Genomic DNA, 20,938 nt, shown 5'->3' with positions numbered 1-20,938 from the left:
CGTATCATGCGGGCGGGCGGCCCCGGATTATGCTATTTTGACTTTTCCCCCGCGAGGAATCGCCATGGAAGAATTGAGGACTTTCGATTCGGTCTACTGGGTTTTGCAGGCGCTGACGATCGCGGTGCTGGTCATGCACGCCCTGGCCCTGATTCCGCAATGGCACGCCGATTACTACAATGCGCGCTTCATGCGCCGCACCAGCTGGGGCATGATGCTGGCCATCGCCCAGGGCTTGCTGCTGATCCTGAGCATGGAGAATATTCCGCAGCTGGCGCAGTTCGCGCGCGAAACCTTCAGCACCACGCTGTGCCTGGGCCTGGCGCTCGCGCTCAATCTCTTCGTAGCGTTGCAAAATGTGCTGGCGGCGCTGGCCTATGCCGAGCTGCACCATGGCAGCGCGGTGATGGCGCAGCGCATGAGCGCGGGCGTGCGGCCCGCCTTGTGCGGCAGCGCCCTGCTGTCGCTGGGCGCCTATCTGAGTATCCGCGTCTGGCTCTAGCCTCAGTCGGTGCGGCCGGCGCTCACGTCCGGCCACACCACTCTTTCATCGACAGAATACAGGCGGCAGGGCTGCTCGCTGGACGACTGGCAGGCCGCCAGCGCGCGCGCTTCCGGTTCTTCGCCTTCTTCCGCCCAACCCCAGGCGCCGCTGGCGGAAATGGCGAAGGCGCGCGGTGTCATGCGCTTGAGGAAGGCGCGGTATTGCTCGCGCCCGCGCTCCGGCACATAGGGTAAGGCGGCCACATCCTCCAATGCGGCGTAATTGCTGGCGGGCGCGGCCGGCGTGTCGGCCAGCGCATACACCTCGCGGAAGGGCATGCCGATCGCTTGCAGGAAGCGCTCGGCATGGGGCAGCCAGATTTTCTCGCCGTCGCGGCTGGCCAGCATGCGGTGGGCGTCGCTCTTGAAGGCGCCATAGGCCAGCAACTGGGCCTTGCCGCCGCCCCGCGTATACGCCTGGTGCAGGCGGCTGACCAAGGGCGGCGCGAAGAAGGAATCGTTGGCGCCATACAGCCACAGGCTGGGCAGGCGGCTGCGCCGGCCGTAATCGGCAAAGGCTTGCACCAGCGCCTGCTGCCAATCGCAATTGCCGCCGATGGTGCGCAGGCCGCCGGCGAAATTGAGCACGCCGCGCACGCCGGGAATGTCCTGGGTCGCCAGGGCCATGCTGGCCAGGCCGCCATAGGACTGGCCGGCGACCACGATGCGGCGGGCGTCGATCCAAGGCTGCTGGCCGGCGTACGCCAGCACGTCGGCGATATCGGCGGCCTGGGCGTAGCCGTTGGCCGTCATATTGCAGCCGAAATCGCTGTAGCGGCCGCTGGAATTGGCAAAACCGGTGCGCATCGGGACCAGCACCGCATAGCCGCGCCGCACGAAGGCGGCCGCCATATATACAAAGCGGTCGCGCCGCTGCAGGCGCGGATTGCCCGGCGCCTTGCCGTGGTTGATCACGAGCAGGGGAAACGGGCCTGGCCCGTCCGGCTTGAACAGCGTGGTTTCCAGGCGCTCGCGGCCGCCGGGACCGGCCGGCAACATGAGAATCTGTTCGTTCAGGCGCGCGTCGAGCGGCGCCACGCCTTGCGCCAGGCCCGCCGCCGCGACTGCCCCGTCCGCCAGTAAAGCGCAGGCCAGCGCCAGCAGCACAGCCGCCAGGCGGCGCGCCGGCGTTAGCGGCAACGTTTGTGGCAACACAAGGCGGCGCATGGCGGGCAGCCAGCGCAAATAACGCGGGGAATTGATGGCGGTCTCCAGGCGAGCTTGGTGTGCGGCAATAATCTGATTGTGCAATCTGCCTTTTTTCTAGGCAATGGCAGAACTTTAATTGCAGCAGCTTTTCTTGCCTGAACCATGGTTTTGGCGCGCTGCGGCAACACTCGGCGACACTTGCCGCGCACAGGCTGTTGCGCGAACTGCCTATTTTTTAGGCGTTGACGTGCGGCAACCGAACAATCCGTGTACACTGTCCGCTCTTGCCTTAAGGAAATCACGTCATGGCTATTTCCGCTCTCAGCGCCGGCCTGTCCGGCCTTCAAGCCAATCAGAAAGCCCTGGATGTCACGGCGCACAATGTTGCCAATGCGAACACGCAGAACTTCCAGCCGCAGCAGGCCAACTTCCAGGAAACCAATCCGGCCGGCACCGGCGTGACCTTGTCCACTGCCGCGCGCGGCCTGGCGCAGCAGGAAGGCTTGTCCAGCGAAAACATGGCCAAGGACATGAGCAATTCCCTCGTCTACAAAGCCGGCTTCGACCTCTCCGCCAAGGTGGTGCAGGCGGCCGATGAACGCATCGGCACACTGATCGACATCAAGGCTTAACGCCGCCCTCCCGCCGCGCTATGCTGGAAGATATGCCAGCCTAGCGAGGCAACCATGAGTTTCGAACTCCCTTTTTCCGACCGGGAACACGCCGCCAGCCTGCTGGCCGAGCGCCTGTCTTCCCTGCGCGGCCGGCGGCCGCTGGTGCTGGCCATTCCGCGCGGCGCTGTCCCCATGGGCCAGATCATCGCCGAGGCGCTCGATGGCGAACTGGACGTGGTGCTGGTGCGCAAAATCCCTTCCGCCATCGATCCCGAGCTGGCCGTGGGCGCCGTGGATGAGCATGGCAAGCGCGAATTGGCGCCCTACTTCCACCGTACCCGCACCAGCATGGAGTGGGTCGAGCTGCAAACCCGCGAACAGCTGGACCTGATGCAGCGCCGCCGCGCCAGTTATGGCGCCTCGCGCCGCCCGGTCGATCCGGCTGGCCGCCTCGTCATCGTGGTCGACGACGGCCTGGCCACCGGTTCCACCATGGCCGCCGCCCTGCGCGCCCTGCGCGCGCGCCAGCCGGCGCGCCTGGTCGCCGCCGTGCCGGTGGCCGCGCCCGACGCCATCGAGCTGATCGCGCCATTGGCCGACGAGGTGGTGTGCCTGGCCGCGCCCATGCATTTTCTCGCCGTCAGCCGCCACTACGACTACTTCCCCCAGGTCAGCGAAGAGGAGGTGATCGCCATCTTGCGCAGCCAATAATGCTCAACAGGTAAACCAAACCTTGCCGTGCCGCGTTGATGAACCTATCAGATTGGAGACATGCAGATGGGTGGTAAGAGCAAGCGCAGCGCAACGGCAACCGAGGCAGCCAGCCCGGATCTGGAAGTACTGCAAAAACTGCGCATCATTATTCGCGCGGCACAGCGGCATTCGCTGTGGATAGAAAAACAATGCGGGGTCAATGGCGCCCAGTTGTGGATCATGCAGGAATTGGCCGAAACGCCCGACCTGCGCGTGGGCCAGATCACGGCCCGCCTGGCGATCCAGCAGGCCACCACCAGCAATCTGCTGGAAAGCCTGGTGCGCAAGGGGCATATCGTCAAAACGCGCGACCAGCAAGACCAGCGTGTGGTAAAACTCTCCTTATCCGAACAGGGCCGCGCCTTGCTGCAGGCGGCGCCGAAACCGGCGCGCGGCCTGCTGCCGGAGGCGCTGGCCAAGCTCGAACCCGGGCATCTGGCCAGTTTGAACACCGGCTTGCAAGGGCTGCTGGGCAGTATCGAAGTGCTCGATGAAGGCTTCGGGCTGCAGCCCCTGCCCTTCACCATGCAGGAAAGTGGATGAGCACAGACGATAGCGAGAGCAGAAAACACGAGCGCCGCGCCAATGACCGGCGCGGCGACGACCAGCAGCGCCAGCGCCGCAAGGACGACGCGCCGCGCTATCTCGATCCCGGCGAAACCGTCTTCACGCTATGGGGCCGCGTCATCATGGCGCGCTACCGCCGCATCGCGGCCGCCGCCACCCGCCACATCATGCAGCGCCCGCTGCGCATCGGCATCTCGGCGCGCATCTTCCATCCCGAGGCCGGCGCCAAAGGCCTGCGCAGCAAGAACCTGCAGTACCTGGAGGAGTCGATCGCGCAGTGGGTGATGTCGCGCGATGTACTGGTGTTCATGATTCCGACCGTGAATACGGACGGCCTGCTCCACCCCAGCAATATCCGCCTGCGCGACTACGCGCGCCATCTCGATGGCCTGGTGCTGCAGGGCGGCGCCGACGTTTCGCCGCAAAGCTATGCCGAAACGCCGACCCGGCCCGAATGGGGCGGCGACCGCGCGCGCGATATGTACGAACTGGAACTGCTGCACGAATTCGTGGAGGCCGGCAAGCCGGTGCTGGGCATCTGCCGTGGTTGCCAGTTATTGAATGTGGCTTTTGGCGGCAGCCTGTATCAGGACATCGCCACCGACGTGCCGGCCGCCCTGGCCCACGTGCATGACGATTACGACCGCCACCGCCATGAGATCACCTTCCCCGAAGGCTCTTCGCTGGCGAAGATGTTCCGCGGACAGGAGCGCGGGCTGGTGAACTCCATCCACCACCAGGCGGTGAAAACGCTGGGACGCGATATGGCGGTGGAAGCGCTGTCCCATCCCGACGGCATGATCGAGGCGATCCGCTACCGCAAGGCGCCTTTCGTCATGGGCCTGCAATGGCACCCCGAATTCCACCGCGCCGGCGGGCAGGAGCTGCTGGACTGCACTGCCATCCTCGACAACTTCTTGCGCGTGGCGCGCGAAACCCGCTTCTAGGCCTTAGCCCCGGAAACGGGCCACCGCCGCGTCCACGATGCCTTCCACGCTGCCCGTGGCGCTGAACTGGTCACGCAGATACTGGGCATCGCTGCCCATATGCGTGACCTGCATCAGATGGTTCAGCGCCGGCAGGCCGCCCAGCTTCTCGGCATACGGGTCCATGCGGCGCAAGGTGGTCAGGATATCCTCGCGCAGCGACAGGCTCTCATACGTTTTCGGATGCACGATGGTGCCATCGAGGCCGAAGCGGCAAGCCTGGAAGCGGTTGTAGTTGTAGACCAGGTAATCGTCTTCCGCCGGCGGCGCTTCCTTGCGCTCAAGCAGATAGGCGCACAGCGCCTGCAGATAGCAGGCCAGCGCCGCCGCCCGCTCCACCGTCAGCGGCGTGTCGCAGACGCGCAGCTCGATGGTGCCGAATTCCGGCTTGGGGCGGATGTCCCAGTAAAAGTCCTTCATGCTCTTGATGACGCCCGTGTGCTCCATCTTCGAGAAGAAGCTGTGCTCGAACTCGTCCCAGCTCAGGACGAAGGGCGCGCGTCCGCTCATGGGGAAGGCGAACACCGAATTCAGTCGCGCCGAATTGAACAGCGTATCGCCGCCCTGCACGAAGGGCGAGGATGCCGACAGCGCGATGAAGTGTGGCACGTAGCGGCTCAGCGCATGCAGCAGGTAAAGCGCATCGTCGCCCGAGGCGCAGCCGATATGCACGTGCTGGCCGAAGATGGTGAACTGCTTGGCCAGATAGCCGTACAGCGCCGACACTTCCTTGAAGCGCGGCTTGGCGAAGATGCGCCGCTCCGACCACTTCTGGAACGGGTGGGTGCCGCCGCCGCAGATGCCGATATTCAGCGTTTCGCCCGCCGTCACCAACGTATCGCGGATCAGCTGCAGCTGCGCCAGCAGTTCGGCGTGGCGGGTGTGCACGTCCGAGTTAATCTCGATCATGCTCTCGGTGATCTCCGGCGTCACATTGCCGGGGAAAGGCTTGCGGCTCAAGAGATGCAGCAAGTCGGGGCTGGACGCCGTCAGGTCGAAGTCGGAAAAACTGACCAGTTGCAGCTCCAGCTCCACCCCCATGGTCAGGGGGTCGGATGCTTTGAATGCTTCGAGCGCCATATCAGTGTTCCTCCTTGCGCGTGGTTTCATTGGCCCAGATCAGGGCGCGCTGCGTGATGATGGGACCGATCACCTCCATGAACAGGGTCATGCCCGCCAACGCAGCCAGCTCGTCGACCAGCACGATGCCCATGCTCTTGGTCTGCTCCAGCACCAGCACCACAAACACCGACATCGGCGACAGCGCGATGCCGGTCAAGGCGCCCTTGCGCCAGGACGTGCCGCCCACATGGGAGAAGGCCGCCACCACCGCCGCTTTCGCGAGGAAGCGCGCCGTCAGCAAGGCCAGGGCCAGGGTGGCCCCCGCCATCACGCGCTCCCACTCCAGCGTGGACACGGCGAACACGAACAGCAGCACCGTCAGCAACTCGCCGATGGCGCCGAAATTGCGCTCGGTGCGGGCGAAGGTGACGCGGCGGTGGCGCGCCATCAGGCCGAAGGTCAGCGTGGCCAGCACCGGCGACAGTTGCGCCGCATGCGTCAGCGCCACCAGCATGATGACGCCGAGTGCAAAGGCCACCGTGCCGTCCAGCGCCAGCGTGCCGAGCTTGCGCAGCACGGCCGGCACGATAAAGCCGAAGACGGCGCCCAGCACGGCCGACGCCACCAGCTCGATCAGGCTGTGCGAGATCGCCTGCGGCAGACTGCCGGAAGTATCGAAGACCCAGAAGCCGACGATGACCTTGAACACGAACACGGCCAGCACGCTATTGATCGCCACCAGGTGCAGCAGGCGCTCCGTGACCTGGCCCGAGCTTTTCTGCTCGTTAATGATGCGCAGCACGCCGGCCGGCGACGTCGACATGCCGAGCGAAGCGAGCAGCAGCGCCGTCAGCGGCGGCACGCCGCTCATATGGGCCAGCTGATACACGACGGCGAAAGTCAGCGCCGATTCCATCAGACCGCTGACCAGGATCCAGGGATTGACGCGCAGCCAGCGCAGATTCACGCGGTAGCCCAGCTCAAATAGAATCAGGCCGAAGGCCACATTGGCCAGGAAAGTGACCGGACTGCCGCTCTCGGTGGCGAACAGCTCGGGAAAAGCCTGGGCGACGGAAAAGCCCACCAGGCCATACACGCTGATGCGCGGCAAGGTGGTCCAGCGGTGGATGAGTTCCCCGGCCAGCCAGGCCAAGGCGATTGCGACGGGCCAGGCTAATTCGGCCGAGATGGCCTGCAAGTCCAGCGTTACCAGGAAGTCTGGCATGGTTTCCTCCTATTGTTGATTGCTTCGCGCCGGGCAGGATCGGCGACTTACATTGGCGCAAATGTAATTGATTATCCCCAAGGATGCAAGCTGCACACAATTCAATAATGACTGTATTGCAATGTCCCGGACGCTGGCGCACCGTAGAGTTTGGCCCCGGCAGCAGGCCGTGCACACCGCATCCTGGCGGCAGGTACAATGGCGGCTTCAGAACGAAGGGACACCCATGCTCCAGCTTCTTAGCGAACACGCTTGTTTCGGCGGCGTTCAGCGTTTTTACCAGCACGATGCGCGCGCAATCGGCCTGCCGATGCGCTTTTCCGTCTTCATTCCGGCGCAAGCCATGGATGCGCGCCTGCCCGCCCTCTTCTACCTGGCCGGCCTGACCTGCACGGAAGAAACCTTCATGATCAAGGGCGGCGCCCAGCGCGTGGCGGCCGAGCTGGGCCTGATCCTGATCGCGCCCGACACCAGCCCGCGCGGCGCGAATCTGCCCGGCGACAGCGAAGCCTGGGATTTCGGCGTCGGCGCCGGCTTCTATCTCGACGCCACGCAAGCGCCATGGGCCAAGCACTACCGCATGGAAAGCTATGTCCACGAACTGCGCGAGCTGCTCGCGGCCGAGCTGCCGCTCGACCCGGCCCGCATCGGCATTTTCGGCCACTCGATGGGCGGCCATGGCGCCCTGACGCTGGCGCTGAAGCGTCCCGACGTGTTCCGCTCCGTCTCCGCCTTCGCCCCGATTGCCGCTCCGGCACGCTGTCCCTGGGGCCGCAAAGCCTTCAGCGGCTATCTGGGCAGCGATGAAGATGTCTGGCAACAGCATGACGCCAGCGCCCTGATGTCCGGCCTGCGAACGCCCTACCCGCAAGGCATCCTGATCGACCAAGGCCTGGACGACAAATTCCTCGCCGAACAGTTATATCCGGAAGCCTTCGAAGCCGCCTGCGCCCAAGCCGGGCAGCCGCTCACCCTGCGCCGCCACGCCGGCTACGACCACGGCTACTACTTCATTGCCACCTTCATGGAAGACCACCTGCGCTTCCACGCCCGCAATCTGGCAGGGAGCTGACTCAGGACAGCTGCCGGGCCGAATGGTTGCGCGGGGTGGCGTCTTCGTGGAACAGGTCGGCCAGGTATTCGCATAACTCGTGTTCCGCCACATCATTCGGGACGATGAAATCGGCTGGGCGGCGCTTGCCTTCCGCGCCGAAATAGAAGGTGTGCCACGCGCCCGGCGTGCCACGAATAGCGATGAGATTGCCGAAAATATTGAAGCGAAGTTCCTTCATTGATGCCGTCCTAAAGTGAATGAAAGACCGCCGCCATCGCCAAGGCGGCAGCCCGATATCAGCGGATCACAGCTTGATTTCCGTGCCCAGCTTTTGCAGCAGTTGCGCGATCCACTGCGGGTGGGCGGGCCAAGCGGGGGCGGTGACGAAAACGCCGTCGGTGATGGCGCCGTCGATGGGGATGTCGGCATATTCGGCGCCAGCCAGTTTCACCTCGGGGGCGCAAGCGGGATAGGCGCTGATCTTGTGTCCCCGGATCACATCGGCCGCGGCCAGCAGTTGGGCGGCGTGGCAGATGGCGGCCACCGGTTTGTTGGCCTGCGCGAAGCCCTGGATCAGGCTGATAACCTGGGGATTCAGGCGCAGATATTCGGGCGCGCGGCCGCCGGCAATCACCAGCGCGTCGTAGCGCGCGGCATCGGCCTCATCGAAGCTGGCATTCAGGGAAAATTGGTGGCCCGGCTTTTCGGTATAGGTCTGGTCGCCCTCGAAATCGTGAATGGCGGTCTTGACCTTGTCGCCGGCTTTTTTGCCGGGACATACCGCGTGCACGGTATGCCCGACAGCCTGCAGTGCCTGGAACGGCACCATGGTTTCATAATCCTCGGCAAAATCACCCGTCAGTAACAGAATTTTCTTTGCAGCCACGGTCATCTCCTCCGGTATCAAAAACGCAATAGGAGAGACGATCATAGCCCACTTCCGTTACCGCGGGCTTTGCGGCGGATTTATTTGTGCAGCACCTTGCGGATGGTTTCGGCCAGATCCTCGGCGACGAACTTGGCGACATACGCGTCGGCGCCCACGCCTTTCACGTGGTCCTCGTTGGTCTTGCCGGACAGCGAGGAATGGATCACCACCGGAATCTTGCTGAAGCGCGGGTCCTGCTTCACCATGCGGGTCAGCGTGAAGCCATCCATCTCCGGCATTTCCAGGTCGGTCAGCACCAGGGCCACGCGCTCGTCGACCGCGATGCCCTCGGCCTTGCAGCCGTCGGCGATGTGCTGCAGCTTTTCCCAGGCTTCCTTGCCGGTCTTGGTCATCACGAACGGCGCGCCCATCGCTTCCAGGCCGCGCTCGATCAGATTGCGCGCCACCACGGAATCGTCGGCCGCCAGGATGAAGGTGCCCGGCTTCAGGCCCAGCTTCGGACCGATGGTGTCGGGATCGACATCCTTGCCCTCGGTCGGCACCATCTTGCGCAGAATGGTTTCCACGTCCAACACCTGGGCCAGGCGGGTGGCGTTCACGTCGCCATCGAGGCGGGCAATACTGGTGACCATGCCGCCGGCATTGCTGTTTTCCGCGCTCAGCACCTGGCTCCAATCCAGGCGCACGATTTCATCCACCGACTCCACGGCAAAGGCCTGCGTGGTACGCGCGAATTCCGTCACCAGCATGATGTTCAGCCCCGTCTTCGGCTTCACGCCCACGATGGCCGGCAGATCCAGCACCGTGATGATCTGGCCGCGCAGATTGACCACGCCCAGGGTGTGCGAAGGCGAGCCGGCCACCGCGGTCACCTGCGGCATGGCCACGATCTCGCGGATCTTGAAGACATTGATTCCGTAGAGTTCGGAATGGTCGCCGTTCTCGTCCGCGCCGAGGCGGAATAACAGCAGCTCGAATTTGTTGGAGTTAGTCAGGTTACTGCGTTCGTCAACTTCTTGTTGAACTGAATTCATTGTTCATCTCCAATTTCGATAGCTAGTTCCGCCTTGCGCGAAACTGTAAGTGCAGTATAACGGCATGCCTGCAGATACAGCCAGTCAGAGCAAGCGTGAAATCGGATTGCGGGGGCAGATACAACAGTTGGCGTGCAGAAAAATCAACCCATCTAGCCAAATCGATAGCAAAATGGGCAGCGGCTTTTATTCAGCATCCCATTCGCTGCGCAGCAGCGCGTAGATGAATTCGTCGCCCCACACGCCCTGATGCCGGTTGCTCTGGCGCAGATGTGCTTCGCGCCGCATGCCTAGTTTTTCGGCAATGCGGGCCGAGGCGGCATTCATGGTGTCGAGGCGGGCAAAAATACGGTGGAAACCCAGTTCGCCAAAGCCGAAATCGCGCATGGCGCGCGCCGCCTCCAGCGCGAAGCCCTGGCCACCGAAGGCTGGATTGAACACATAGCCCAGCTCGCCTTGCAAGGCAGCCTTGTTGCCCAGTTTGAGCAATACCTCGCCGACCACGGCGCCATCCTCGCGGCGGCACACAGCCAGCGTCAGCTTGTCGCCATCAGCCGCGAAAGGCGCGGTGCGCACGGTTTCAAAGCATGCGCGCATCGCCTCGCCTTCGGGCGGATCGTTGTACAGAAAGCGGTAGACCTCGGGCAGGCAGCGATACGCGCGGAAGCCATCGAAATCGCCGGCGGCGAATTTGCGCAGCAAGAGGCGGGGCGTGTGCAGCTCGGGATTGGCGCAGGAAAGAAGCATGTCTTCAGTATAACATTGTCGATGTTCCGGCGCCGGAATGCAAAAAAGGAAGCCGAAGCTTCCTTTTTTCTGAATTTTGGAGCGGGAAAAGAGTCTCGAACTCTCGACCTCAACCTTGGCAAGGTTGCGCTCTACCAACTGAGCTATTCCCGCAAACGAGGCATGATTATGACAGAACGGCTGGCAAAATGCCAGCCCCATTTTCCGCTGCGGCCGAGTCCGTGTCCACCTTGGTGCCTGGCACCAAGGTGGACACGGACTCGGCTTTAACCAGGGGCAAGGATGTCGACTATATAATGTGGCTCGCCGTCGCGCCGCGCGGGATTTTTCTATAGGGTTCAATGGAGTCGATCGAAATCGTTTTGGCCATGCTGCTGGCCGTCATTGCCAGCGCCTACCTGGTGCGCTTGCTGCCGGTGTCGCTGCCGTTGCCGCTGGTGCAGATTGCGCTGGGCGCGCTGATCGCCGCGTTTACCGGCCATGGCGTCACGCTGGACCCTGAAATCTTTTTCCTGCTCTTCCTGCCGCCCCTGCTCTTCCTGGACGGCTGGCGCATCCCGAAAAGCGGGTTGCTGCGCGATAAGGTGGTGATCCTGGAGCTGGCCCTGGGCCTGGTGGTGTTCACCGTGCTCGGTGCGGGCTATCTGATCCACTTGCTGATTCCGGCCATGCCGCTGGCGGTGGCGTTTGCGCTGGCCGCCATCGTCTCGCCCACCGATCCGGTGGCCGTCTCCTCGATCGCCTCGCGCGCGCCGATTCCCAAACGCCTGATGCATATCCTCGAAGGCGAATCCCTGCTCAACGACGCCAGTGGCCTGGTGTGCTTCCGCTTTGCCGTGGCGGCGGCGCTGACGGGCGCGTTTTCCGTGGCCCAGGCTTCGATCACCTTCCTCTGGCTGGCCGGCGCCGGCGTCGCCATCGGCCTGGGCGCGACCGTCATCGTGACCTGGGTGCAGCGCTGGCTGACCCGCCATTTCGGCGAACCGAATGGTTCGCCCATTCTTGTCAACCTCTTGATTCCTTTCGGCGCCTATATGGTGGCCGAGCACTATCACGCTTCGGGCATCTTGGCGGCGGTGGCGGCCGGCATCGCCATGAGCTATGTGGAGCTGAGCGGCCACACGCTGGCGGCGACCCGCATCCAGCGCTCGGCAGTGTGGGACACGGTGCAATTCTCGCTGAACGGCGTGATGTTCGTGCTGCTGGGCGAACAACTGCCCGACATCCTGCACGGCGCGCGCGCCTCGCTGGAGCAGAGCGGCCATGTGAATCCCTGGTGGCTGGTGCTGTACGCCTTCAGCGTCAGCCTCGGCCTGCTGGCCCTGCGCTTCATCTGGGTCTGGGCCACGCTGCGCATCACCCTGTACAAGAAGGGCAAACGCGGCGAGCATGCGCAGCGTCCGCATTGGCGCCTGTTGCTGGCCACCTCGCTGGCCGGCGTGCGCGGCGCCATCACGCTGGCCGGCGTGATGACCCTGCCCCTGACCCTGCCCGACGGCTCGCCGTTTCCGGCGCGCGACCTGACCATCTTCCTGGCCAGCGCGGTGATCCTGATTTCCCTGCTGGCCGCCAGCATCGGCTTGCCGCGCCTGCTGGCCGGCATGCAATTCCCGCGCGAACCGGCCGAACAGCAGCAGGAAGATCTGGCGCGGCGTGAAGCGGCGGCCGCCGCCATCGTCGCCATCGAAGCGGCCCAGGTGGAACTGATGCCGCTCAGCGCCGATCCGGAAGTCTATCCGCAAGCGGCGGCGCGCGTGATCGCCCTTTATCAGCATCGCCTGAATGTCGGCACCTCGCTGGGCGACGACGCGGTCAAGTTCCGCAAGCGCGACCAGGCCGAGCGCGCGCTGCGTCTGGCGGCCTTGCAGGCCGAACGGCGCGCCATCTTCAACCTGGCGCGGCACGACCGCCTGTCCGACGAGCTGTCGCGCAAACTGGTGCGCGAACTCGACCTGGCCGAAGCGCGCTACCGCTAAACATCGCCGCCCCCTCGCTTTGACCCAGCGCAAACAATGTCCCACCCTGGTGTCAGGCACGGAGGTCGGACATTCTTTGATCTAGCGCAAAGAATGTCCCACCCTGGTGCCTCGGCGGCCCCGCCTGACACCAGGGTGGGACATTGCCTGATGCAGATCAAAGGTGCGGCTTAGTTGAGGACTTTGCGGTTGCGCTTGGAGCGGTACATTTCGGCGTCGGCCATTTCGAAGGCTTCTTGCAGGTCGTAGCCGGATTTGCGCATGGCCATGCCGAGCGAGGCGCGTACGCCGTGCCCGGCCAGGGTTTCTTGCAGGCGCTGCAGCATGGCTTGGGAGTCGAAATAGTCGCATTCGACCATCAGGATGGCGAATTCGTCGCCGCCCAACCGGGCCACCACGTCAGAGGCGCGCGTGACTTCGCTCATGGCTTGTCCGGCGCGCCGCAGCAGCAGATCACCAGCCGCGTGGCCCTGGGTGTCATTGATGAATTTGAGGTCGTCCAGGTCGAGCGAGACCACGCAGGCCGGATGGCCGTAGCGCCGGCAACGCTCTTCCTCGCGCGCCAGCAGCATGTCCCAGCCGCGCCGGTTGTAGAGGTCGGTCATGCCATCGCGCGTGGCGTCGACTTCGGCCCGTTCGGCGCGACGCACGGCGTCGGCGGTGCTTAACTCGCTTTCGAGCAGGCCGCTCAGCAGCTCGGCCAGCAGCAGCAGCATGGGCTGCTCTTCGCGGATGCGTTCGGGCTGGGGTTCGGGATCGATGGCGCACAAGGTGCCGAACAGGCTGCCGTCGGCGCGCCGCAGCGGGACGCCGACATAGGCGCCGATCGGCACCTGCTGCCCGATCGGGGCGGCGGCGTAGGCCGGCACGGCGCTGGCCTGGGGCGCGATATTCGGTCCCAAACCTTGCGCCATGCGCGAGCAGAAGGAGTCGGACCAGCAAAACACTTTGCCGGGAGTGACGCCGTAACCCTGGTCCAGAGTGTGCAGCACAATCCAGTCGTTGCCTTCGGTGCGCGTCACCATCCAGAGCTGAAAACCGAGCCGCTCGCGCAGGAAGGCCATGGTGGCCCTGGATGCTGCGGCAAAATCGTTGACCATGCTTGCCTCGCCGGGGATTGAGTTCAAGATGCAGACGACCAGCCTGCATTATGCACCCAAAGCCGGCGGCAAGGCTATTTGGTCAGGGTCAACAGATATTGCGCGGGACCGGGCAGCAGCGGCGTTGGCCTGCCTTTGACCCAATCCTCGTGCCCGGCCAGGAAGAAGGGCGACAGCGGGTGGCCACTCTGCCCGCCCGGCATATTGAAGATGCCCTGCTCTTCGCGTCCCGGCGACACAGTCAGCCGTTCGGACTGGCCAAAAGTGCGCCCCGCCACGCGCGGCATATTGCTGTCGCCGGGCAGTTGGTCGGGCGGCACGCTGAGCCACTGGCGCAGCGCCGGCACGGCGCCGGCGATCGGGTGGGCGATGCCGGCCGTGTTGCGCGCGCCCCAGGTCGCGGCCGACAGCGGCTTGCCGTCCGGCGCCAGCTCGGCCGCTGTGCGGTCCAGGGCCGCCAGTTGCAGCGCCGTCCAGCTGGCGTACTGCGAAGGCAACCAGCCGGGCGGCTGCTCGTCCAGCAAGCGCGCCAGCACCGCCGGCCAGCGCGCCGTGGCGGTGGAGATGCGCGCTTCCTCGTCGAGCTTGTGCAGATCGGCGTTAGCGGCGCCATACAGCAGCTCGTACAACGACCACATGAAGCCGCGCGTGATGCGGTAAGCCGTGGAATCGACGCTGGCGTGGCCGCTCCAACCGGTTTTCAGCAGGCGGACCAGTTCGGCGCGTTTCGGATCGCTGCTGGCGCCCGGCGTGGCCAGCGCCGCCAACGCGCGCTCGCGCCAGCCGGCCATAAACAGGGCGCGGTCGTCCAGCATCACGCCATACACGGCGCGCTCGTCGGCCTGGGCGCCCAGCGCTTTCAGGCTGGCGCTCACCTGCTGCGAACGCGCGCCCAGATCGAGGCCACCGTCGCCCAGCAGCTCCGCGCCGGGGCCAAGCAGTTGGCGGCTGTTGGCCGTGTGCAGCTGGCCGCTGGCCGGGTTGCGCACCACCGGATAGTTCTGCGGCGCCAGCCAGCCGGACCAGCCCACGCCCACCGTGTCCGCCGCCAGCGGGAAGGTCGAGGCCAGGCCGGGCGCGGCGCGGCGCGGCAGCAGGCCTGCAATGGTCCAGCCGATATTGCCCTTGTCGTCGCCGCCGACGAAATTCTGCGCCGGGATGCCCATGGTGGCGGCGATGGCCAGCGCCTCGTCCAGATTATTGGCCGCCTCCAGCTTGCGCATATTCACATTGACCGCACCCGGCGCGTGTGCCGTCCAATGCACGGCGTAAGTGCGCCCACCCGCCTGGCGCAGCGGCCCGGCCGAGCTTTCGCGCACCGTCAATGGTTCCGCCGCGGCGCCTTTGACGAGGATGGTTTCCTGCCGCACCACCAGCTTTTCCCAGTCGCCGCCGGCCAGCTTGACCTGCCCCGGTTTCGCCGCGTCCTCCTCGGCCGCGATCAAGTCCAGATAATCGCCATAGCTGTTGGTAAAGCCCCAGGCTACGCGGCCATTGCTGCCGACCACGATCAGCGGGGCGCCGGGCAAGGTCACGCCGACCAAACGGCGCGTGCCGCCGGCCGCGTCGGGGATCGCCAGCACCGCGCGATACCAGGTATTCGGCAGCTTGATGCCAAGGTGCATATCGTCGGCCACGATGGCGCCGCCACCACCATTGCGGCTGCCCGCCAGCGCCCAGTTATTGCTGCCTACGGAGTCGACGAAATCGATGGCGGCCACCTCATCGCCATTCTTGGCGGCCGACTTGCCCCACCAGCCGGGCGCGCGCTCGGGCAGCGGCGCGGGCGGCGGCGGCGCCACGCCATCGAGCGGCGTATCCCAGGCGGTCGACTCGGGCAACAGGAAGGCCAATTGCTCGGCCGAGCTGTTGTCGCGCAGCCAGCCGCGCGCCAGCTCGCGCGCTTCCAGCCGGCCTTGCAGGTCGAAGTACATGGCCCAGATCACGAGCAGGGAGTCGGCCGGCGTCCAGGCGCGCGGGCTCAGGCCGATCAAGCCATATTCGAAAGGACGGGTGCCGAGCGCGTTCAAGCCCTCATTGGCGCCGGCCGCGTAGCGTTCCAGCAGGGCGCGGTCGGCCGGGGCCATGGCGGCGACAGCCTGTTCGGCGCGGGCGCGGAAGCGGTGCAGGCGGTTAGGCCGGTCCACCACCAGCGCCTTGGGGCCGAACAGTTCGGACAGTTCGCCGGCCGCCACGCGGCGCAACAAGTCCATCTGGAAGAAACGGTCCTGGCCGTGCACAAAGCCGGTGGCGTAGGCGACATCGAGCCGGTCGCTGCCCGAGATGGTGGGAACGCCCTGGGCGTCGCGCGCGATGGTGACGGTGGCCGTCAACCCCGCCGCGGTGCGCCGCCCGTCGAGTTGGGCCAGGCTGCCGCGCAGGAAGAACCAGGCTGCCAGCAAGGCCAGCACCAGCAGCGCCAGCAACAACAGCACGCCGCGTTTCACCCATCGTCCCACACCGCCTGCGCTCCTCACGGCCATAGCCTTCTCCAGCTTAGATTAACCCAGGTGGAATCTTGCCAGAAATCCAATGGCGGCGCGGGGAAAAATTTGTAAATAGCCTTAAGCCGCGCGTGCGGACTAAGGGCGAATGCCGCTGGCGTCAATGCGCAAGGTGGCGGGATCGGTGCGCAGCACCAGTTTCAAGCTTTCCTGGGCCGAATTGCGCATGTTCTCGTACACATCCGGTGGTTGCGGCTGCTGCTGGTGCGATTTGTGCGCCAGTGCCATAAAGGTGCCGAGCATGGCGCTCTGTTCGAAAACATCGCGGAGTTTTTCCTGGTCCTGTTTTTTGCCGAGTTCGCGCAAGCCGGCCTGGGCGCGGAACTGGCGTGCCACGGCGGCGAAGGCTTCATCGGAGACTTCAGTATTCTTCAGCACCATGTAATTCCCCACTACAAATGCGGCAAGGCCGCCGGCCAGATCGCGTGGCGTCCAGCCCATTTTCTTTTCGATCTTGAGGTAAATATCCATGCTTTGCACATAGATCCGCGCCATCTCTGCGCGCTTATCCGGCGGGAAGTGCAGCGACAGTTGCTGCGCATTGGCCTCGACCGCCGGTTTGGCGCGGGACACCGCCGGCGCCACCGTCTTGTGCGCCGCTTTTTCCTCGGCCACGGGTAGACGCAAGTCCGGCGCAGGCCAGACCACCACATTGTTGTAGCTCATGCCGAAGCCGCAGCATTGGCCATAGCTCAAGGGCGTGACGCCCGCCATCAGCATCATGAATAGCACGATGTGTTTCATCGCTCTCTCCTCACAGGTCGGGAAGCGATGAAGAATAAACAAGAAAACGCGGCCGATACAGCGATTTTCGGCGCATGCAACACTTGCACCTTACATGGCGCGACGCGGCATGGATCTCTGTTACAGTAGATCGATCAGCCACTTTGCGCCGTGCGCCCTGCGACGATGATAGCTGCGCCAATGCCCGACAATGAAGCCGAGCGGCTTAGCGCCTTGCTCGCCTTGCTGATACTCGACACGCTACCCGAGGAGCGCTTCGACAAGATCGTTTCCTTCGCAGCGGCGGAATTCGACGTTCCCATCGCCCTGATCTCCCTGGTGGATACCGACCGGCAGTGGTTCAAGGCCGCCATCGGCCTCGGTGCGACTTGCGAAACGGGACGCGATATCTCCTTCTGCGGCCACGCCATCATGCGCGGCGACATCATGGTGGTGCCGAATGCGCTGGACGATGCGCGCTTTCACGACAATCCGCTGGTGAGCGGGCCACCGCACATCCGTTTCTATGCCGGCGCGCCGCTGATCCTGCCCTCGGGCTATGCGCTGGGCACCCTGTGCATCATCGATACCCGGCCGCGCACGCTGGACGGCATCGAGCTGGCCATTCTGTCCACCCTGCGCAGCCTGGCGGTGCAGGAACTGATCAAATCGGAGGCACGCCATGCCGGATAAAAGCGCGACGCCCCGCATGTTGCTGGTGGAGCCGGAAGCCATGCTGCGGCGGACGGTCGCCCTGACCGCGCGCAGCCTTGGCATGGCCGAAATCCGCGAAGCGGCCAGCGTGCAGCAGGCACGCCAGCTGCTCAAGGAAGAAAAATACGACGGCGCCGTGATCGCCATCGATTCCGACGCCGCCTATGATCTGAGCCTGGTGGCCCAGGTGCGCGAGGGCGGCAGCGTGAGCCGCCCCAGCATGCCGATCGCCGTGATGACCGAACGCTGCACGGCCGAACTGCTCGGCACCTTGCGCCTGCAACAGATCGACCGCATCATCGTCAAACCCTTCCGCGCCCGCACCCTGCTCGACGCCTTCGGCGCGCTGGAAGCGGCATCCGTCGCCTGAGTTACAGCGTCAGGCGGCGCAAATCCCAGCGCAGCGGCAGCGCCTGCGCGCGCCAGACGATCCGGCGCGGACGGAAACGCCACATGCGCTCCGCGCCGGCGAAAACCGCTGCCGCTTTTTGCGCGTCCAATTCGATTTCCACCTCGCCGCTCATCTGCAGCAGGCCGCCGCTGGCAAAGTCGGGGAAGACCAGGCCGGCGCGCCCGTTCAGCAGCATATTGCCCAGGGTGCTGAAGAAACGGTTGCCGGCGTAATCGGGCACGCTCAGTGTGCCGTCTTCCGCCAAGTGCACAAAGCCCGGCGCCCCACCCCGGTGCGACACGTCGACGCGGCGCGCGCCCTGGTCGGCATAGCTGGCGACAAAGAAAGTGCCGGCGCCCTCGATCAGGCGGCGCGCGGCCCGCACGGCGGCGGCGCTATCGGCCGGATCGCCGGCGCCGGGCAGGCGCAGACCGGGCAGCCGGCGCGCCGCTTCGGGCGCCGGCGCATCGATGGCGCGCGTGAAGCTGAAGTCGCGCACATGGATGTATTGCGGGCAGTTGCCGAAGGATTCATCCACATCGAGCATGAAGCCCTGGTCCGAGCGGCCCCGCACGCGGCCATTCAAGCGGTTGCGGCGGCGCGTGTGCAGCTCGATGCCGAGCAGGCCGATGGCCGCCCCCTCCTCCATGCCCGCATCGGCCGGATCGTCGGGCGCGCGGCCCAACCGCACGCTCAAATGTTCGGGATCGGGCGATTGCAGAAAGCCCGCTTCGCCGGCGCGCAGCGTGGCCCAGACATCACCCGCGCCATCCACCGCTCCCACCACGATGAAGGGCAGTTGCGGGAAGAACTGGCGGTGCTGCTCCGGCATGAAACGCCGGATGACCTTGCGCCCCACCTCGTCCATGCGCTCGGCCGCGCCGATGCTGCGCTGGATCGCCTGTTCGCCCGCATGCCAGGGCGAAGCTTCAGCTGTGTCGTCCTGCGGAATGCCTGCCCTGTCATTCATGGCGCGCTCCTCAGGCAGCCAGGCCGACCGGCGATTTGACGAAAGGCGCGAAGCCGGACAACGCTTCAATCCGGGCCAGCCAGGCGCGCACCTGGGGATAGGCCGCCAGATCGACATTGCCTTCGGGAGCGCGGGCGATATAGCTGTACAGTGCCACATCGGCGATGGTCGGCGTGGCGGCGGCGATCCACTCGCGGCCCGCCAGGCTGGTTTCGATCAGGGCCAGGATGCGGTGGGCGCGCGCAATGCTGTCGGCCGGGTCTTGCGGACGCTTGAACAAGTTGATGATGCGCGCCGTGGCCGGGCCAAAGGCGATTTCGCCCGCCGCCACCGACAGCCAGCGCTGCACCGCCGCCGCGCCCTGCGGCGTCTCCGGCAACCAGCTGGCGTCGCCGTAGCGCTTGGCCAGGTAGACCAGGATGGCGTTGGAATCGGCGATGTATTCGCCCTCGTCTTCCAGCACCGGCAACTGGCCGAAGGAATTCTTGGCGAGGAAGTCCGGCGCTTTATGCTCGGATTTGAGCAAGTCCACCAGCACCAGCTCGAAATCGAGCTTGAGCAGGGACAGGAACAGGTGGGCGCGATGAGAATGGCCGGACAGCGGGTGGTAATACAGCTTCATGGCGAATCCCTTTCATGGACACGGTTGCGATAAGCAGCAGTGTGCATTGTTTCCCAGCGCGAGAGAATATGCGCCAGATAGAATTCACTATTCCACCAAATGGAATTCTGAAATCAGGGCGGCAGCACCTCGAACAGTAGGAATTGCGTGACCTGGGCGCGGCGGAAGTTATCGTCTGAGACCAGCAGCAAGGTCTCATGGCCATTGGCCAGGCGCGGTCCCCAAGCCACGGCTTCCAGATTATCGACGCGCGGCAGGCCCAGGGAATTCAGATCCAGCAGCAGGCGCTTGCTCGCCGGCCGCACGCTGCCCTCGGGCGCATTCAGGAAGGACGGCACATCGCGCACATCGCTGGCGGCCGCCGTATCCGTCTCGTACAGGCGCACGAAATTCAGGTAGCTGCCGTCGGCCTGCTCCACCCCGGCGCGCTCCAGCACCAGCAGGCGGCTGTCGTCGACGGCCAGGATTTCGGATATGCCGTTATCGGCTTCCTTGCCCGGCGCGGGCGCCTGCGCAATCGGCTCGATCGGATAGGCATACTGCGTCAGCAGCGCGCCATGGCGGTCGAAGCGGCTCAAGCGCGTCAACGCCCCTTTCTGCGGCGTCGGCAGGGCGCCGTCCTGATAGAGCGGCGCCTCCAGCGCCAGCCAAAGCGACTTGCCGTCCGGCGCGAACGAGAAGCCCTCGAAAGCCGCGTTCTCGCGCACCCCGTACTCGCGACCGGGGTAGACCTTGAACATCTCCGGCAAAGGCAGGCTGCCCAGCAGCTTGCCGTCGCGCGCGGCATGGCGCAGATACGGGTCCAGGCCGCGCCGCCGTTCGCCCTCGCTGGCATACCAGATGCTGCCGTCGAGCGGATCCACGCGGATGCTCTCCAGATCGGGCACATCGCCGCCGGCCACGCCCGCATTCGGATAGGTCGTGCCGTCGGCCTGCAGGAAATAGTCCACCTGCGTGACCGTCACCGGCGCGAACGTGCCGGCGTCGAAATGCAACTTGACCCGGTAAAAGCGCGCCGGATTGATCGACGAGCGGTCATCGCTGACCAGCACCCAGTCGCCGCTGCGCGCATCGTAATCGGCGCCGGACAAGCCGCCCACCGTCGTCCCGGCGAACTGCTGGCGATGCGCGATGCGCTGCTCGCCGATCAGGCGCAGGCTGCCGATGGCGCGTTCGCCGCGCGCCGCCTGAATATCCGGCGGCACATGCACCTTGCCCCGCACCGGTCCCGAAGGCGGCGGCCCGCCCGCCGTCACGCAACCGCTCAATACCAACGCCGCCAGCAAAGCCGGCAAGCAGCCAATTTTTCTCATAT

At 65.0% G+C, this 20,938-nt stretch carries 22 protein-coding genes and 1 tRNA gene; 9 read left to right on the top strand and 14 right to left on the bottom strand.

The window, feature by feature from the left end; all coding sequences use genetic code 11:
- Positions 1–64 precede the first annotated feature (64 nt).
- The gene (locus FHS03_RS18920) at positions 65–502 is read left to right on the top strand and encodes a hypothetical protein (RefSeq protein WP_183442506.1); all 438 of its coding nucleotides are present in this window, start codon (positions 65–67) and stop codon (positions 500–502) included.
- 2 nt (positions 503–504) lie between these two features.
- Here the strand turns inward: FHS03_RS18920 and FHS03_RS18915 are convergent, their stop codons facing one another.
- Positions 505–1,542, bottom strand: coding sequence for a dienelactone hydrolase family protein (locus FHS03_RS18915; RefSeq protein ID WP_371871741.1), 1,038 nt, complete (start codon positions 1,540–1,542; stop codon positions 505–507).
- Positions 1,543–1,997: 455 nt separating this feature from the next.
- Between FHS03_RS18915 and FHS03_RS18910 the strand changes: the two genes are divergently transcribed.
- The 4 genes from FHS03_RS18910 (at position 1,998) to FHS03_RS18895 (ending at position 4,573) form a co-directional block, all read left to right on the top strand.
- On the top strand, positions 1,998–2,324 hold the full coding sequence (locus tag FHS03_RS18910; protein ID WP_183442504.1) for a flagellar basal body protein: 327 nt from the start codon (positions 1,998–2,000) through the stop codon (positions 2,322–2,324).
- A 54-nt stretch (positions 2,325–2,378) separates the two neighbouring features.
- Entirely contained in the window at positions 2,379–3,017 is a 639-nt protein-coding gene (locus FHS03_RS18905; protein WP_183442503.1) for a phosphoribosyltransferase, read from the top strand.
- A gap of 66 nt (positions 3,018–3,083) precedes the next feature.
- Positions 3,084–3,602, top strand: coding sequence for a MarR family winged helix-turn-helix transcriptional regulator (locus FHS03_RS18900; protein ID WP_183442502.1), 519 nt, complete (start codon positions 3,084–3,086; stop codon positions 3,600–3,602).
- Positions 3,599–4,573, top strand: a complete 975-nt coding sequence (locus tag FHS03_RS18895) for a gamma-glutamyl-gamma-aminobutyrate hydrolase family protein (RefSeq protein WP_183442501.1) — start codon at positions 3,599–3,601, stop codon at positions 4,571–4,573. The genes FHS03_RS18900 and FHS03_RS18895 overlap by 4 nt, the downstream gene beginning before the upstream one ends.
- A gap of 3 nt (positions 4,574–4,576) precedes the next feature.
- Here the strand turns inward: FHS03_RS18895 and FHS03_RS18890 are convergent, their stop codons facing one another.
- Entirely contained in the window at positions 4,577–5,692 is a 1,116-nt protein-coding gene (locus FHS03_RS18890; RefSeq protein WP_183442500.1) for a YbdK family carboxylate-amine ligase, read from the bottom strand.
- Between the two features lies 1 nt (position 5,693).
- Positions 5,694–6,899: a cation:proton antiporter gene (locus FHS03_RS18885; protein WP_183442499.1), complete on the bottom strand. Its 1,206-nt coding sequence runs from the start codon at positions 6,897–6,899 to the stop codon at positions 5,694–5,696.
- Between the two features lie 226 nt (positions 6,900–7,125).
- On the opposite strand from FHS03_RS18885, the gene fghA reads away from it, so the two are divergent.
- Entirely contained in the window at positions 7,126–7,971 is an 846-nt protein-coding gene (gene fghA, locus FHS03_RS18880; protein WP_183442498.1) for an S-formylglutathione hydrolase, read from the top strand.
- A 1-nt stretch (position 7,972) separates the two neighbouring features.
- Here the strand turns inward: fghA and FHS03_RS18875 are convergent, their stop codons facing one another.
- The 5 genes from FHS03_RS18875 to FHS03_RS18855 form a co-directional block, all read right to left on the bottom strand.
- Positions 7,973–8,191, bottom strand: a complete 219-nt coding sequence (locus FHS03_RS18875) for a DUF7661 family protein (protein WP_183442497.1) — start codon at positions 8,189–8,191, stop codon at positions 7,973–7,975.
- A gap of 66 nt (positions 8,192–8,257) precedes the next feature.
- Complete coding sequence (locus FHS03_RS18870; RefSeq protein ID WP_183442496.1) at positions 8,258–8,839, bottom strand: DJ-1/PfpI family protein; 582 nt, start codon at positions 8,837–8,839, stop codon at positions 8,258–8,260.
- Positions 8,840–8,919: 80 nt separating this feature from the next.
- Positions 8,920–9,876, bottom strand: coding sequence for a chemotaxis protein (locus tag FHS03_RS18865; protein WP_176347652.1), 957 nt, complete (start codon positions 9,874–9,876; stop codon positions 8,920–8,922).
- 186 nt (positions 9,877–10,062) lie between these two features.
- Positions 10,063–10,623: a GNAT family N-acetyltransferase gene (locus FHS03_RS18860; protein WP_183442495.1), complete on the bottom strand. Its 561-nt coding sequence runs from the start codon at positions 10,621–10,623 to the stop codon at positions 10,063–10,065.
- A 77-nt stretch (positions 10,624–10,700) separates the two neighbouring features.
- Positions 10,701–10,776 (bottom strand) — tRNA-Gly (locus tag FHS03_RS18855).
- Between the two features lie 188 nt (positions 10,777–10,964).
- Between FHS03_RS18855 and FHS03_RS18850 the strand changes: the two genes are divergently transcribed.
- Positions 10,965–12,599 (top strand): Na+/H+ antiporter, encoded by a 1,635-nt coding sequence (locus FHS03_RS18850; RefSeq protein WP_050407286.1) that lies wholly within the window; start codon positions 10,965–10,967, stop codon positions 12,597–12,599.
- 170 nt (positions 12,600–12,769) lie between these two features.
- Here the strand turns inward: FHS03_RS18850 and FHS03_RS18845 are convergent, their stop codons facing one another.
- The 3 genes from FHS03_RS18845 to FHS03_RS18835 all read right to left on the bottom strand — a co-directional run bounded on the left by FHS03_RS18845 (position 12,770) and on the right by FHS03_RS18835 (position 16,947).
- Positions 12,770–13,699, bottom strand: coding sequence for a sensor domain-containing diguanylate cyclase (locus tag FHS03_RS18845; RefSeq protein WP_183442494.1), 930 nt, complete (start codon positions 13,697–13,699; stop codon positions 12,770–12,772).
- Between the two features lie 74 nt (positions 13,700–13,773).
- The gene (locus tag FHS03_RS18840) at positions 13,774–16,182 is read right to left on the bottom strand and encodes a penicillin acylase family protein (RefSeq protein WP_183442493.1); all 2,409 of its coding nucleotides are present in this window, start codon (positions 16,180–16,182) and stop codon (positions 13,774–13,776) included.
- Between the two features lie 99 nt (positions 16,183–16,281).
- A complete protein-coding gene (locus tag FHS03_RS18835; RefSeq protein ID WP_183442492.1) occupies positions 16,282–16,947 on the bottom strand; it encodes a DUF6683 family protein in 666 nt (221 codons plus the stop codon).
- A 165-nt stretch (positions 16,948–17,112) separates the two neighbouring features.
- Between FHS03_RS18835 and FHS03_RS18830 the strand changes: the two genes are divergently transcribed.
- Together FHS03_RS18830 and FHS03_RS18825 are read left to right on the top strand one after the other, a co-directional pair.
- Entirely contained in the window at positions 17,113–17,619 is a 507-nt protein-coding gene (locus tag FHS03_RS18830) for a GAF domain-containing protein (RefSeq protein ID WP_183442491.1), read from the top strand.
- A complete protein-coding gene (locus tag FHS03_RS18825) occupies positions 17,609–18,010 on the top strand; it encodes a response regulator (protein WP_183442490.1) in 402 nt (133 codons plus the stop codon). The genes FHS03_RS18830 and FHS03_RS18825 overlap by 11 nt, the downstream gene beginning before the upstream one ends.
- A 1-nt stretch (position 18,011) precedes the next feature.
- On the opposite strand, the gene FHS03_RS18820 is transcribed toward FHS03_RS18825, so the two are convergent.
- The 3 genes from FHS03_RS18820 to FHS03_RS18810 all read right to left on the bottom strand — a co-directional run bounded on the left by FHS03_RS18820 (position 18,012) and on the right by FHS03_RS18810 (position 20,936).
- Positions 18,012–19,001, bottom strand: a complete 990-nt coding sequence (locus FHS03_RS18820; RefSeq protein ID WP_221208184.1) for a pyridoxamine 5'-phosphate oxidase family protein — start codon at positions 18,999–19,001, stop codon at positions 18,012–18,014.
- 10 nt (positions 19,002–19,011) lie between these two features.
- The gene (locus FHS03_RS18815; RefSeq protein ID WP_183442488.1) at positions 19,012–19,623 is read right to left on the bottom strand and encodes a glutathione S-transferase family protein; all 612 of its coding nucleotides are present in this window, start codon (positions 19,621–19,623) and stop codon (positions 19,012–19,014) included.
- A gap of 113 nt (positions 19,624–19,736) precedes the next feature.
- A complete protein-coding gene (locus FHS03_RS18810) occupies positions 19,737–20,936 on the bottom strand; it encodes an esterase-like activity of phytase family protein (protein ID WP_183442487.1) in 1,200 nt (399 codons plus the stop codon).
- Positions 20,937–20,938 lie beyond the last annotated feature (2 nt).

Origin of the sequence: Pseudoduganella violacea (assembly GCF_014191875.1) — a bacterium.
Taxonomy (GTDB): domain Bacteria; phylum Pseudomonadota; class Gammaproteobacteria; order Burkholderiales; family Burkholderiaceae_D; genus Rugamonas; species Rugamonas violacea_A.
The sequence above is the reverse complement of the archived record's forward strand: the minus strand, read 5'-3'. Positions and strand labels throughout refer to the sequence as shown.

Excerpts from the sequence above, each read along its gene's own strand:
- FHS03_RS18920 (WP_183442506.1), top strand. The coding sequence starts at position 65 with ATGGAAGAATTGAGGACTTTCGATTCGGTCTACTGGGTTTTGCAGGCG.
- FHS03_RS18915 (WP_371871741.1), bottom strand. The coding sequence starts at position 1,542 with ATGTTGCCGGCCGGTCCCGGCGGCCGCGAGCGCCTGGAAACCACGCTG.
- FHS03_RS18910 (WP_183442504.1), top strand. The coding sequence starts at position 1,998 with ATGGCTATTTCCGCTCTCAGCGCCGGCCTGTCCGGCCTTCAAGCCAAT.
- FHS03_RS18905 (WP_183442503.1), top strand. The coding sequence starts at position 2,379 with ATGAGTTTCGAACTCCCTTTTTCCGACCGGGAACACGCCGCCAGCCTG.
- FHS03_RS18900 (WP_183442502.1), top strand. The coding sequence starts at position 3,084 with ATGGGTGGTAAGAGCAAGCGCAGCGCAACGGCAACCGAGGCAGCCAGC.
- FHS03_RS18895 (WP_183442501.1), top strand. The coding sequence starts at position 3,599 with ATGAGCACAGACGATAGCGAGAGCAGAAAACACGAGCGCCGCGCCAAT.
- FHS03_RS18890 (WP_183442500.1), bottom strand. The coding sequence starts at position 5,692 with ATGGCGCTCGAAGCATTCAAAGCATCCGACCCCCTGACCATGGGGGTG.
- FHS03_RS18885 (WP_183442499.1), bottom strand. The coding sequence starts at position 6,899 with ATGCCAGACTTCCTGGTAACGCTGGACTTGCAGGCCATCTCGGCCGAA.
- fghA (WP_183442498.1), top strand. The coding sequence starts at position 7,126 with ATGCTCCAGCTTCTTAGCGAACACGCTTGTTTCGGCGGCGTTCAGCGT.
- FHS03_RS18875 (WP_183442497.1), bottom strand. The coding sequence starts at position 8,191 with ATGAAGGAACTTCGCTTCAATATTTTCGGCAATCTCATCGCTATTCGT.
- FHS03_RS18865 (WP_176347652.1), bottom strand. The coding sequence starts at position 9,876 with ATGAATTCAGTTCAACAAGAAGTTGACGAACGCAGTAACCTGACTAAC.
- FHS03_RS18860 (WP_183442495.1), bottom strand. The coding sequence starts at position 10,623 with ATGCTTCTTTCCTGCGCCAATCCCGAGCTGCACACGCCCCGCCTCTTG.
- FHS03_RS18850 (WP_050407286.1), top strand. The coding sequence starts at position 10,965 with ATGGAGTCGATCGAAATCGTTTTGGCCATGCTGCTGGCCGTCATTGCC.
- FHS03_RS18845 (WP_183442494.1), bottom strand. The coding sequence starts at position 13,699 with ATGGTCAACGATTTTGCCGCAGCATCCAGGGCCACCATGGCCTTCCTG.
- FHS03_RS18840 (WP_183442493.1), bottom strand. The coding sequence starts at position 16,182 with ATGGCCGTGAGGAGCGCAGGCGGTGTGGGACGATGGGTGAAACGCGGC.
- FHS03_RS18835 (WP_183442492.1), bottom strand. The coding sequence starts at position 16,947 with ATGAAACACATCGTGCTATTCATGATGCTGATGGCGGGCGTCACGCCC.
- FHS03_RS18830 (WP_183442491.1), top strand. The coding sequence starts at position 17,113 with ATGATAGCTGCGCCAATGCCCGACAATGAAGCCGAGCGGCTTAGCGCC.
- FHS03_RS18825 (WP_183442490.1), top strand. The coding sequence starts at position 17,609 with ATGCCGGATAAAAGCGCGACGCCCCGCATGTTGCTGGTGGAGCCGGAA.
- FHS03_RS18820 (WP_221208184.1), bottom strand. The coding sequence starts at position 19,001 with ATGAATGACAGGGCAGGCATTCCGCAGGACGACACAGCTGAAGCTTCG.
- FHS03_RS18815 (WP_183442488.1), bottom strand. The coding sequence starts at position 19,623 with ATGAAGCTGTATTACCACCCGCTGTCCGGCCATTCTCATCGCGCCCAC.
- FHS03_RS18810 (WP_183442487.1), bottom strand. The coding sequence starts at position 20,936 with ATGAGAAAAATTGGCTGCTTGCCGGCTTTGCTGGCGGCGTTGGTATTG.